Origin of the sequence: Curtobacterium sp. Leaf261 (assembly GCF_001422205.1) — a bacterium.
Taxonomy (GTDB): domain Bacteria; phylum Actinomycetota; class Actinomycetes; order Actinomycetales; family Microbacteriaceae; genus Curtobacterium.
In genome coordinates, this window is sequence record NZ_LMMJ01000001.1 from 368,268 (window position 1) to 380,728 (window position 12,461).

Annotated in this window: 11 protein-coding genes; 3 read left to right on the forward strand and 8 right to left on the reverse strand. The window is 70.6% G+C overall.

Annotation, left to right across the window (positions count from 1 at the left end):
* Positions 1-2 precede the first annotated feature (2 nt).
* The gene (locus tag ASF23_RS01600) at positions 3-1,511 is read right to left on the reverse strand and encodes a peptide MFS transporter (RefSeq protein WP_055947957.1); all 1,509 of its coding nucleotides are present in this window, start codon (positions 1,509-1,511) and stop codon (positions 3-5) included.
* Between the two features lie 240 nt (positions 1,512-1,751).
* On the opposite strand from ASF23_RS01600, the gene ASF23_RS01605 reads away from it, so the two are divergent.
* The 3 genes from ASF23_RS01605 (at position 1,752) to ASF23_RS01615 (ending at position 5,202) form a co-directional block, all read left to right on the forward strand.
* Positions 1,752-3,836, forward strand: coding sequence for an acyl-CoA dehydrogenase family protein (locus tag ASF23_RS01605; RefSeq protein WP_082473699.1), 2,085 nt, complete (start codon positions 1,752-1,754; stop codon positions 3,834-3,836).
* A 71-nt stretch (positions 3,837-3,907) separates the two neighbouring features.
* Complete coding sequence (locus ASF23_RS01610; RefSeq protein ID WP_200919280.1) at positions 3,908-4,627, forward strand: DNA-binding protein; 720 nt, start codon at positions 3,908-3,910, stop codon at positions 4,625-4,627.
* Positions 4,624-5,202 (forward strand): hypothetical protein, encoded by a 579-nt coding sequence (locus ASF23_RS01615; RefSeq protein WP_055947960.1) that lies wholly within the window; start codon positions 4,624-4,626, stop codon positions 5,200-5,202. The genes ASF23_RS01610 and ASF23_RS01615 overlap by 4 nt, the downstream gene beginning before the upstream one ends.
* A 407-nt stretch (positions 5,203-5,609) precedes the next feature.
* On the opposite strand, the gene csrA is transcribed toward ASF23_RS01615, so the two are convergent.
* Genes csrA through fliP form a run of 7 tightly spaced genes read right to left on the reverse strand, consistent with a single transcriptional unit; the run spans position 5,610 to position 12,380 of the window.
* The gene (gene csrA / locus ASF23_RS01620) at positions 5,610-5,936 is read right to left on the reverse strand and encodes a carbon storage regulator CsrA (RefSeq protein WP_082473701.1); all 327 of its coding nucleotides are present in this window, start codon (positions 5,934-5,936) and stop codon (positions 5,610-5,612) included.
* 32 nt (positions 5,937-5,968) lie between these two features.
* Positions 5,969-7,237, reverse strand: a complete 1,269-nt coding sequence (locus ASF23_RS01625) for a hypothetical protein (protein WP_055947963.1) — start codon at positions 7,235-7,237, stop codon at positions 5,969-5,971.
* Positions 7,212-9,266 carry a flagellar biosynthesis protein FlhA gene (locus ASF23_RS01630; protein ID WP_055947966.1) on the reverse strand — a complete coding sequence of 685 codons (2,055 nt, stop codon included), beginning with the start codon at positions 9,264-9,266 and terminating at the stop codon, positions 7,212-7,214. Before ASF23_RS01630 ends, ASF23_RS01625 begins: the two co-directional genes overlap by 26 nt.
* A complete protein-coding gene (locus ASF23_RS01635) occupies positions 9,263-10,540 on the reverse strand; it encodes an EscU/YscU/HrcU family type III secretion system export apparatus switch protein (RefSeq protein ID WP_082473702.1) in 1,278 nt (425 codons plus the stop codon). Before ASF23_RS01635 ends, ASF23_RS01630 begins: the two co-directional genes overlap by 4 nt.
* 2 nt (positions 10,541-10,542) lie before the next feature.
* Positions 10,543-11,301, reverse strand: coding sequence for a flagellar biosynthetic protein FliR (locus ASF23_RS01640; protein WP_055947969.1), 759 nt, complete (start codon positions 11,299-11,301; stop codon positions 10,543-10,545).
* Positions 11,302-11,304: 3 nt separating this feature from the next.
* On the reverse strand, positions 11,305-11,577 hold the full coding sequence (fliQ, locus tag ASF23_RS01645; RefSeq protein ID WP_055947971.1) for a flagellar biosynthesis protein FliQ: 273 nt from the start codon (positions 11,575-11,577) through the stop codon (positions 11,305-11,307).
* Positions 11,574-12,380 carry a flagellar type III secretion system pore protein FliP gene (fliP, locus tag ASF23_RS01650; protein ID WP_055949067.1) on the reverse strand — a complete coding sequence of 269 codons (807 nt, stop codon included), beginning with the start codon at positions 12,378-12,380 and terminating at the stop codon, positions 11,574-11,576. The genes fliQ and fliP overlap by 4 nt, the downstream gene beginning before the upstream one ends.
* Positions 12,381-12,461 lie beyond the last annotated feature (81 nt).

The window sequence follows — 12,461 nt, forward strand, 5'->3', positions numbered from 1 at the left end:
CGTCAGCGCACCCCGCGCATGAGCTCCAGCACCGGCCGGGCGAACGCGAGCAGCACGACGCCGACCACCACCGCCGCGATGCCGAGGATCGCGAAGTACGGGCCCTCGTTCGTCGGGTCGTAGTACTTCGAGAGGAGACCGGTTCCGGCGGTCCCGAGCGCCACGGACAGGAAGAACAGCGCCACCATCTGCGTCTGGAACTTCGCGGGCGCGAGCTTCGTGGCGACCGACAGGCCGACCGGGGACAGCAGCAGCTCGGCGATCGTGAACACCAGCAGGATGCCCACCAGCGCGATCAGCGGGGTGCCGTTCTCCCCGGTCCCGATGAACGGCAGGAAGAGCAGGAACGCGACGCCCATGATCCCGGTGCCGAGCGCGAACTTGGTCGGGGTCGACGGCTGGCGGTCCCCGAGCTTCGTCCAGACCGCGGCGAAGACCCCGGAGAGCACGATGATCATGATCGGGTTGATCGACTGCACCCACGACACGGGCATCTCGAACCCGAAGATGCTGCGGTCCAGCCGCTCGTCGGAGTACACCGTCAGCACGGTGAACTGCTGCTGGTAGAGCGACCAGAACACGGCGCTCGCGAAGAACAGCGGGATGAACGCCAGGATGCGCGAGCGGTCCACCGGGTCCAGCCGACTCGTCAGGATGACCACGAAGTAGATCACCGTCGCGACGAGCGTCACGATGACCACGATGTTCGGCAGGGTGCTCGGGGTGATGACCCCGGTGAGCACCGCGACGCCGATCACGACGAGGCCGATGACCGCGATGCCGACCACGAGTGGCATGCGGCGGCGCTCGAGCGGGTTCGGCACGGTCCTGGCGCTGTCCGGCAGCTTGCCGCGGCGGAGTGTGTACTGCACGAGACCGGCCGCCATGCCGAGCGCGGCGAGCCCGAACCCGAAGTGGAAGCCGATCGAGGACTGCAGCAGCCCGGTGAGGATCGGTCCGGCGAACGCGCCGAGGTTCACCCCGAGGTAGTACAGCGAGAACCCGGCGTCTCGGCGCGGGTCCTCGGCGGAGTAGAGCGTGCCGACGACCGTCGTGGCCGTCGCCTTCAGCCCGCCGGAGCCGACCGCGATGAGCACCAGACCCACACCGACGCCCGCGACACCGGGGATCAGGGCGAGCGCGATGTGCCCGCACATCACGACGATCGCGCTCCCGAGCAGCGTCCGGTCGGCGCCGATCAACCGGTCGGCGATCCACGCCCCGAGGATCGTGAACAGGTAGACCGCGCCGCCGTAGGCACCGACGATCCCGGTCGCGACGCCCTGGTCGATGCCGAGCCCGCCCCGCGTGACCGAGTAGTAGAGGTAGATGAGCAGGATGCCCTGCATGCCGTAGAACGAGAACCGCTCCCACAGCTCGAGCGCGAACGGCGTCGACAGTTCGAACGGCTGCCCGAAGAAGGTGCGGCCCCCGCCCCGACCCGTCGCGGGGTCCGGTGTCGACGGATCGTGTGCCGCTGGGGTGATGTCGGTGCGGGGCATGCCCGCCATGATGCCCGGCCCGTACGGACCCGGTCGAATCCTCAAGGAATCCTCACCTGAGTTTCTTGGAGGTTTCCTCCACTCGCATCCGTGAGCAGAACACCGCCGATTGTGCAGCGCACATCGCCGGTGTGCACCGGACCACCCACCTGCCTAGCCTGGTCCCGACAGCGCGCACCGGGCCTCCAGTCCGAGTGTGCGCCGGGGCGTACCGCCCCGGTCCGGACACCGTCGTTCAGGAGACGCCCCATGGTCGACACCATCCCCGCAACCGCCCCCACCACCGGTCACCGGACGGGAGGCACGGCTGACGTCCGCCCCGCAGGCGGGGGCGACGACGCGGTCCGGTTCGACGTGGACGCGGTCGCGTCGATGCTCCTCGGGCGGTGGGCCGACGACCGACGCACCTCGCGGCGGCTGGCCCTCGACCCCGCACTGCACCGCGTGGACGGCCTGACCATGGCCGAGCAGCGCGAACGGGTGCTGGCACAGTGCCGGATCCTCGTCGAACAGGACGCCATCCAGCGGCCGTTCCCCACGGCCTTCGGCGGGACCGAGAACCACGGTGGCAACCTCGCCGCGTTCGAGGAGCTGACGACGGCCGACCCGTCGCTGCAGATCAAGGCGGGTGTGCAGTGGGGGTTGTTCGGGTCCGCCGTGCTCCACCTGGGCACCGCGCCGAACCACGCGGAGTTCCTGCCAGCGATCATCGACTTCCGGGTCCCCGGATGCTTCGCGATGACGGAGACCGGCCACGGGTCCGACGTCCAGAGCATCGCCACGACCGCGGTCTACGTCGAGGACACCGAGGAGTTCGTGGTGCACACGCCGTTCCGCGGGGCGTGGAAGGACTACATCGGCAACGCTGCGGTGCACGGCACGGCGGCGGTCGTCTTCGCCCACCTCGTGACTCGGGGCGTCGACCACGGCGTGCACGCGTTCTACGTGCCGCTCCGCGACGACACCGGCGCGTTCCTCCCGGGCGTCGGCGGTGAGGACGACGGCGTCAAGGGCGGACTCGGCGGCGTGGACAACGGGCGGCTGCACTTCGACCACGTGCGTGTTCCCCGGACCAACCTGTTGAACCGCTACGGAGACGTCGCCCCGGACGGTACCTACTCGTCGGCGATCGACTCCCCCGGGCGCCGGTTCTTCACCATGCTCGGCACGCTCGTCCAGGGCCGCGTGTCGCTCGACGGCGCCGCGATCGTCGCGCAGAAGCTGGCACTGCAGATCGCGCTGACGTACGCCGGCGAGCGGCGGCAGTTCCCCACGGGCGGCGGTGACGAGGGCGTGCTGCTCGACTACGGCCGGCACCAGCGCCGACTCATCCCACGGCTGGCCACCGTCTTCGCGCAGTCCTTCGCGCACGAACAGCTCCTCCGGACGTTCGACGACGTGTTCAGCGGACGCCAGGACACCCCGGACCGCCGACAGGAGCTCGAGACGCTCGCCGCCGGGTTCAAGGCGCTGTCGACCTGGTCGGCACTCGACACGCTGCAGGAGGCGCGCGAGGCCTGCGGCGGGGCCGGGTTCCTCGCCGAGAACCGGCTCACCTCGCTCCGGGCCGACCTCGACGTCTACGTGACGTTCGAGGGCGACAACACGGTCCTGTTGCTGCTCGTGGGCAAGCGGCTGCTCACCGACTTCGCCGCGGCCGCACCACGGGACCCGGCATCGACCGCGAAGTTCGTGGCCGCGCAGGTGGGGAACAGGATCGCGGACGTGTCCGGGCTCAGGATGATCGGGCAGACGGTGCTCGACCGCGGCTCGGTGGCACACGCCGTCAAGGACCTGCAGGACACCGACACGCAGCGCGCACTCCTCACCGAGCGCGTCGCGACGATGGTGTCCGGCATCGCGATGCAGCTCCGGACGGCGGGTCGGGACCGGGCCGCGGCGGCGCGCATCGCGAACGACCACCAGCACGAGCTCATCGAGGCCGCTCGCGCCCACGCCGAGCTCCTGCAGTGGGAGGCGTTCACGGCGGCGCTCGAGGACGCGCCCGACGACGACACCCGTGGCGTGCTCACCTGGCTCCGGGACCTCTTCGGCCTCGGGCTGGTCGAGGAGCACCTGGCGTGGTACCTGCTGCACGGCCGTCTGTCGATGCAGCGCGGACAGGCCGTCTCGGCGTACATCGACCGACTGGTCCGCCGGCTCCGTCCGATCGTCCCCGACCTGGTGGCGACGTTCGGGTACGAACCGGGTCACGTCCGCGCGGCGATCGCGTCGGGCGCGGAGGGTGCGCGGCAGGACGAGGCTCGCGCGTGGTTCGCGGCGGAACGTGCTGCGGGTCGACTGCCCGAGCAGGAGAAGAAGCCGAGGCGCTGACAACGTTCGGAGGTTGATCTCGTGGTCATCAACCGCATAGGGTTGATCACCGAGGAGGCAACCCTGTGTACGTGATCACCGCAGACCAGATCGACAGCCGCCACAGCCGCGACCTCGTGGCGTCGACCATCCGGGTGCTCGACGACGAGTTCGGCGATCGGCTCGCGCTGCCGCCGGACCGCACCGCCGGGGACGAGCTCCAGGTCCTCACCGCCGATGCGGCGGCCGCACTCGACGTCGTCCTCCTGCTCGCGCGGAGTGGTGCGTGGAGCATCGGCGTCGGCATCGGATCGGTCGAGGAACCACTCCCGGAGGACACCCGGGCAGCATCGGGCGGGGCGTTCTTCAGCGCCCGGGACGCCATCGAGACCGCGAAGACACGCCAGGACCACTTCGCCCTCGTCGTCGAACCCGGCCGACACCGACGGAGCGCCGACGTCGAGCCGCTCGTCGCCCTCATGCTCGTCCAGCGGGCACGTCGGAGCGCCGAGGGGTGGGAACTCGCCGACCTGCTCGCTGGCGGAGGGACGCAGCGGGCGGCGGCGGCGGCGCTCGGCATCACCCCGCAGGCGGTCAGCAAGCGCGCGGGCGCGGCGGGGCTCCGGGTCGACGAGGCTGCGCGTGGCGCGATCGTACGGCTCCTCGAGGACGCCGACACCCGAGCGTCGGACGCTGTCGGTAGCGTCGATGGCATCGGTGGCGTCGAGTCCATCGGTGGCGTCGAGTCCGTCGATGGCATCGGGTCCGTCGGAAGCGTCGGTGGCGTCGAGACCGGAGGGGCGAACGGATGACTGCAGCGCAGGTCGTGGTGTGGCCCGTCGGCCTCGTGGTCGTCGTGGCGTGTGCGGTGCTCGCGGTCGTCACCGCCCGACGGCCGACCCGCGTCGGCGGACTGCTCGGACTGCTGCCGATCGTCCTCGGTGGCCTCGCGATCGCGTTCGACGTCGTCGTCCCCGCCCCGCAGCCGGCCTGGGCGACGGGCATGGCCATCGCCGTGGCACTGCTCGGCGTCGTCGGAGGCGGTCCGGCCACGTCGGTCATCCTCGACCTGTCGACGCAGCACGACATGCACACCGGCGACCACGGCGGGATCGTCATCCTGTCGGCGCCCACCCCGTCGGGCGCGCTCGAGCGACACGAGGTCCTGCGTGGTGGGGCGGCGATCGGGTACCTCGAACGTGTGGCGGTGATGGGCGCGATCGTGCTCGGACACCTGTCGATCGTCGCGGCGGTGATCGCGATCAAGGGCCTCGGGCGGTTCTCGGAGCTCGACAACGCCGAGGCACGGGAGCGGTTCATCATCGGTACGCTCGCGAGCCTGCTCTGGGCCGGCGCCTGCGGTGCGCTGATCGTCCTGACCCGCTGAGTCCCGACGTCACATCAGTCCCTGCGCACGACACCACGATCGGCGCATGGCACCACAGGTCACAGGTGGTGCGATGCGTCAGGAGTGGTGCCATGTCGATCCACGCGGAGTGGCACCACGATCGGCGCACGACACCACGGATCGCGCACGACACCACGATCGGCGCATGGCACCACAGGTCACAGGTGGTGCCATGCATCAGGAGTGGTGCAATGTCGATCCGCGCGGAGTGGCACCACGATCGGCGCACGACACCACGGACCGCGCACGACACCACGATCGGCGCATGGCACCACAGGTCACAGGTGGTGCGATGCGTCAGGAGTGGTGCGATGCGTCACGGGTGGTGCGACGGGGACCTGCGCGAGGAGAACCACTCGGGGAGACCCCTGAGACCCACCCCGCGCTCAGGCCTGCGAGGAACCCGACCCCGACCCAGAACCCGACCCAGACCCAGAACCCGACCCAGACCCAGACCCAGAACCCGATCCCGAACCCGGACCCTCGCCGAGCCCCAGCGCTGCGCGCAGCCTCGACTCCGCGTCCTCGGAGGTCTTCGCCGCCTCGGCGTTCTCCTCGGCCACGGCGCGGACCACTTCCTCGCGCTGGATCTTCACCCCGCGGGGCGCGTCGATCCCGATGCGGACACCCTCGCCGCGCGAGTCGAGCACGGTGATGACGATGTCGTCACCGACGAGGATCCGCTCGCCGACCTTCCGAGTGAGCACCAGCATCCCGTCAGCCTATCGGCGCGGGGGCCCGAGCCCTACGACCAGTCCCGCGCGTCCACCACCGGCAGCCCGAACATGTGCACCGTCTCCGGCGACGACGTCTCCCCCATCCCCACGGCGACGATCCCCGCGAGCGGCACCGTCCCCGACACGGCCCGGAGCACCCGGGCGGTGTCCTCGTGCTTCCGCTCGGCATCGACGACCACCCACACCTGGTCGGCACCGATCCCCCGGAGCCGGTCCGCGGAATCCGTCGACCACGCGAACGCACTCGCCACCCCGTGGCCGCCCTGCACACCGGCGGCCCGCGCGAGGATCGCCCCGCGACGGTCACCCGCCTCGACGACCTGCACACCGTGCGTGCGGGCGAGCGCCCCGGTCACGATCTCCGCATCCCGGGCCCGCCCCACGACGACGACGAGGTCGCCGTCCGCCCGCATCACCGCGGGGGCCATCGGCAACCCGGCCGCGTCGATCGGTGCGCTGGTCCGCGCGACCTGCGCCGTCCCTCCAGTCCGGCTGAGCGCGACCGCCTCGAGCGCCGAGCGCGCATCGACCGGCCCGCCGTCCGTGTGCGTCGCGTCCGGAGCGATGACGGCAGTGCCGGACTGGAGGGCCGGTGCCGGTCCGCCGGATCGGCCCACCGTCGTCACGGAACCGTCACGCGCGCCCTCCCGCGGTCGGTCCACCACGTCGCCGGACGACGACGCGAGAGCCTCACCGAGCGAGACGTCCGGGGCGAGCCCGTTGAACGTGAAGTCGTCCATGATCGACGCGAACGCGTCCGACCTCGTGGCGAGGACGGGGTCGGCGTTCGGGACGAGGTCCGGAGCCGCACCGTCCGCGGCACGGTGCCCGACACCGTGCCCGGCACCGTGCCCGGACATCGGCGCCGGCATCGATGTCGACACGGGCGTCGGCAGCACCACGGCCGTCGATGCGCGAGCCGACACGGGGGGCGCATCGACCGGCCGGTCCGCCGCACGACGCGACCGCCGCGCCGCCCGGGTCATCGGCACGTCGGTCAGCGAGGTCTCAGCGCTCTCGGCGTCCTCGAGGAGCGCCAGGATGCCGGCACGGGTCCGGCCGTCCGACGCGATCGCCACCCGCGCCACGGGCGACTCGCCCGGGGACGGGACCTCGACGATGGCCTCGAAGTGGTGCTTCCGGAACAGGCCCCCGAGCCCGCCCGTCGTGACCTTCTCCGCGGCGACGATGCGTGCGGCCGGTCCGAACTCCTCCCGGATCGACGCCCGGAGGTCGTCGAGGGAGGAACCCTCACGCTGCAATCGGGTCGGCGGCACGGACCACTCCCACGGTCTCGATGGTGGATCCGGCGGCGGTGGCCTCCTGGTAGGAGAGCACCGGCAGGCCGTTGGACTGGGCGGACACCATGCGGTGGATCGCCGGGCGGAGCTGCGGGGCGCAGACGAGGACGGCGGAGAGGCCCTGGTCCTCGACGGCGCCCACGGCGTCGCGGACGGAGCCGAGCACCTGCTCGACCCGGTGCGCGTCGAGCAGGATCTGGGTGCCGAGCTCGGACGGACGGAGCCCCTCGAGCATCGACTGCTCGAGGCCCGGGTCGATCATGATGACGCGGAGCACACCGTTGTCCAGGTAGCGGGCCGGGAGCGCCGGACCGAGTGCCGCACGTGCGGACTCGATGAGGCCCTCGGGGTCGGTGGACACCTTCGCGCGGAGCGTCAACGCCTCGCAGATCCGGCCGAGGTCGTTGATCGGGACCTTCTCGACGAGGAGGCCCTGGAGCACCCGCTGGAGCTCCGCCATGGACAGCATGCTCGGGACGAGCTCCTCGACCGCGGCGGGGTTGACCTGCTTGACACCCTCGGTGAGCACCTTGACGTCCTCGCGGGAGAGCAGCCGCGCGGCGTTGTCGCCGATGATCGCCTGCAGGTGCGTGACGAGCACCGACACGCGGTCGATCACCGTGGCACCGGTCATCTCGGCCGAGTGCCGGAGCTCCGCGGGGATCCACTTGCCGGCCAGCCCGAAGACCGGCTCGGTGGTCGCCTCGCCCGGCAGCCCCTCGAGCTGGTCCCCGAGCGCCAGGACGCTCCGCGCGGGGGCGGTCCCCCGGCCGGCCTCGACCCCGGCGATCCGGATCGAGTAGGTCGTCGGCGGCAGGTCGACGCTGTCGCGGGTGCGGACCGGCGGCACGACGATGCCCATGTCGATGGCGATCTTCCGGCGGAGCGCGCGCACCCGGCCGAGCAGGTCGTCCGAGGCGCCGGAGACCATGTCGACGAGATCCGGTGCGAGCAGGATCTCGAGCGCGTGCACCCGCATCTGCTCGACGAGGTCCTCGGGCGCGTCCGAGGCGGGCGCGGTCTTCGCGGCGAGCTCGGCACGCGTCTCGGCCGCGGCATCGGCCTTCGCCTTCTGTCCGAGCCGGTACGCGGTGAACAGCAGGGTGCCGCCGATGAGCAGGAACGGGACGATCGGCATCCCGGGGATGAACCCCATCGCCACCGCCGCGACCCCGGCGATGCCGAGCGCGTTCCGGGACTGCCCGAGCTGCGCCGCCGCCGACGAGCCCATGTCGGACTCGGCGTTCGACCGGGTCACGATCATGCCGGTGGAGACGGCCATGAGGAGCGCCGGGATCTGCGTGACGAGGCCGTCGCCGATCGTCAGGATGCCGTACTTCGACAGCGCGTCGGTGATCGAGAGTCCGTTCTGGACCATCCCGATCGCGATCCCGCCGATGAGGTTGATGACGATGATGAGGATGCCGGCGATCGCGTCGCCCTTGACGAACTTCGACGCGCCGTCCATCGCCCCGTAGAAGTCGGCCTCGGCGGAGACCTCGGCGCGACGCTGCTTGGCGACCGCGTCGGTGATGAGTCCGGCGTTGAGGTCGGCGTCGATCGCCATCTGCTTGCCGGGCATCGCGTCGAGGGTGAACCGCGCACCGACCTCGGCGACGCGCTCGGCACCCTTCGTGACGACGACGAACTGGATGACGACGAGGATCAGGAAGATCACGGCGCCGATGATGATCGACCCGGCGACGGCGACGTGCCCGAACGCCTGGATGACGTCGCCGGCGAAGCCCTGGCCGAGCACGAGCCTGGTCGACGCGACGTTCAGACCGAGGCGGAACAGCGTCGCGACGAGGAGCAGCGACGGGAACACCGAGAAGTCGAGCGGCTTCTTGACGAACAGTGTCGTCAGGAGCACCACGAGCGCCAGCAGGATGTTGCAGATGATGAGGAAGTCGAGCATGAAGCTCGGCACCGGCATGATCAGCAGCAGGATGATGCCGACGATGCCGATCGGCACGGCGAGCTTGGGCAGGTCCTTGCGGTTCATGCCAGGGCTCCTTCCAGGGTGGTGGTCGTGGTCGGGCGGGCCGCGCGGCGGCCGTGGGACTTGGTGGTGGTCGCGGTCGCGGCTGAGGTCGCGTCCGCCTCGGTGTCGGCGGTCGGCCTGGAGGCACGGATGCGGCGGGGCAGGGAATGCCCCGTCAGCTGGTCTGCCGCGATCACGGCGGCCACCTCGTCGGCGGTGGTCGGCTTCGGGGCGGTGTGCGTCCCGCTCGCGGCGCCCCGGGTGCGGAGCGCCATGACGAACGACAGGACGCGGGCGACCGGCGTGTAGAGGTCGATCGGGATCTCGGCGCCGATGTCGCACGCGGCGTGGAGCGCGCGGGTCAGCGGGATGTCCCGGACCATCGGCACGCGGGACTCCTCGGCCTTCGCGCGGATGACCTCGGCGACGGCACCGGCACCCTTCGCGACGACCCGCGGCGCGGACTTGCCGGGCTCGTACTTCAGGGCGATCGCGAAGTGTGTCGGGTTCGTGAGGACGACGTCGGCCGTGGCGATCGCACCGATCATCCGGTTCCGGCTCATCGCGAGCTGTCGGGACCGACGCTGCCCCTTGACGTGCGGGTCGCCGTCGGAGGCCTTGTTCTCGTCCTTGACCTCCTTCTTCGTCATGCGCGTCTTCTTGCGGTTGCGCCGCATCACGACGAACAGGTCGGCCGCGGCGAGCACCATGCCGGCCGCGATCGCTGCGCGGAGGAGGGTCCCGGCACCGTCCCCGGCCTCCTCGAGGAGTGCGGTGAGGGGCAGCGACCCGCTCGTCATGAGCACGGGGACGAGCGCCTGCACGGAGAACCAGAGCACGAGGCCGACGACCGCCGTCTTGAGCAGGGCCTTCACGCCGCCCCAGAGCGCCTGCGTGCCGAACACCCGGGTGACGCCCTTCAGCACGTTGAACTGCTCGTAGTTGCCCGTCATCCGCTTGACGTGCACGCCACCCTGGGCGACCGCGGTCGCGAGCACCACGACACCGACGACCCCGAGCATCGGGCCGATCGTCGCCGCCACGGACCCGAGCCCGGCGAGCATCGTCTGCCGCATGGTCGCGATCGACGGGTCGGCGATGATGCGGGGGATGCTCGCCATCTGGGCCTGTCCCGAGGCGGCCGCGGCGGCGATCGTCGGCGGGACCATGATCGCGGCGGCGGCGATGCCGAGCCACGCGCTGAGGTCGGTGGAGCGGGAGAGCTGGCCCTTGGAGTGGACCTCCTTCATCCGCTTCTGGGTGGCCTGTTCGGTGCGTTCTCCGGTGTCGGACATGGTCACCCCCTGCCCATCAGGACGTTCGCGGCGTCGTTCGTCAGCGACGACACCACGGACGGCAGCGCCATGAACAGCGCTCCGGCGAAGACGACCGTGAGCGCGATCTTGATCGGGAAGCCCATCTGGAACGCATTGAGCGCCGGTGCCACGCGGGTCAGGAGCCCGAGGCCGACGTCGGCGAGGAACAGCACGACGACGAGCGGGCCGGCGATCTGCAGCGACGACAGGAACATCTGCCCGACACCGCCGACCATCGCCGCGACCGGGGCGGTGAGGTCGAACGCACCGGCGAGCGGGATCGCGTCGAAGGACCGCAGGAGTCCGCCGATGATGAGCTGGTAGCCGCCGGACGCGAACAGCAGGGCGAGTGCGGTCATCTGGAACAGCCGGGTGAACTGCGCACCGTTCACCATGGACTGCGGGTCGTACGCCTGCGCGAGCGTGAACCCGCCGAACAGGTCGATGAGCGCACCGGCGGACTGCACGGCCGCGAACACCAGGTACACGAGGAAGCCGAGGGCCAGGCCGACGAGCAGCTCGACGACCAGCGCCATCACGAACGGCCCGGTCGCGAGCGCGTGGTACTCGCTCGTCACATGCGGGCCCGCAGCCAGGGCGAGACCCATCCCGAGCATCGCCTTCGTCGTCGCGGGGAACGCCCGGTACGAGAACGGGGGCGCGACGACGATGAACGCCACCATCCTGACCCCGGCGAGCATGGTGCCCTCGAGCCAGTCGAAGTCGATCGAGAGGTCCACGGATCAGCTCCCGAGCAGCTTCGGGATCTGGTCGAACGCGAAGTGCGTGAACCCGACCATCTCGTCGATCATCCAGCTGCCGCAGACCACGAGCGCGATGGCGACCGCGATGGCCTTCGGCACGAACGACAGCGTGACCTCCTGGATCTGCGTGATCGACTGCAGGAGGGAGATCGCGAAGCCGACGACGAGCGAGGTGATGAGCACGGGCGCGGCGAGCTTGCCGGCGACGATGAGTGCCTGGAGGGTGAGGTCGAGGACCGCTGCTTCGTTCATGAGATGGAGTAGCTCTCGATCAGGGACTTGATGATGAGACCCCAGCCGTCGACGAGGACGAACAGCAGGATCTTGAAGGGCAGCGAGATCATCACCGGCGGCAGCATCATCATGCCCATCGACATGAGCGCGGCGGAGACGACGAGGTCGATGACGAGGAACGGGATGAAGATGACGAACCCGATGATGAACGCGCTCCGGAGCTCGGAGATCATGAACGCCGGGATGAGCGTCGTCATCGCGACGTCGCTGTGGTCCTTCGGGTTCGGGAGCTTGGCGGCACGGGTCATCAGCGCGAGGTCCTCCTCGCGGGTCTGGTGCAGCATGAACTTCCGCAGCGGCGCGGATCCGACCTCGACGGCCTGGTTGAAGTCGAGGTGCCCGGCCAGGTAGGGCTGTAGGGCGTCGGTGTTGATGTGCCCGATGATCGGCCCCATGATGAACAGCGACAGGAAGAGCGCGAGCCCCGCGATCACCTGGTTCGGCGGGATCGACTGCAGCGCGAGTGCGTTCCTGGTCATCGCGAGCACCACGAAGATCTTCGTGAACGACGTCATCATGAGCAGCAGTGCCGGTGCGACGCTCAGCAGGGTGATCCCGATGAGGGTCACGACCGCCGAGGACGGGGTGCCGTCGGGGCCGTTCAGCTGGACGTTCAGCCCGCCGTTCGTCGCCGGTGCGGTCGGGGCGACGGGCGTGGCGGGTGCGCTCGGCGTGGTGACCCCGGTCGCGTGCGCGGTGCTCGTGACGAGCAGCACGAACCCGGCGACGGTGACGAGCCCGAGGAGCACCAGCGCGACCACGCGCGCGACGCGACGCCAGTCGGCGGACGTGTGCCGATCCTCCCGGCCGACCCGGAGGGTGCCCGTCAACGTGACGCGCGT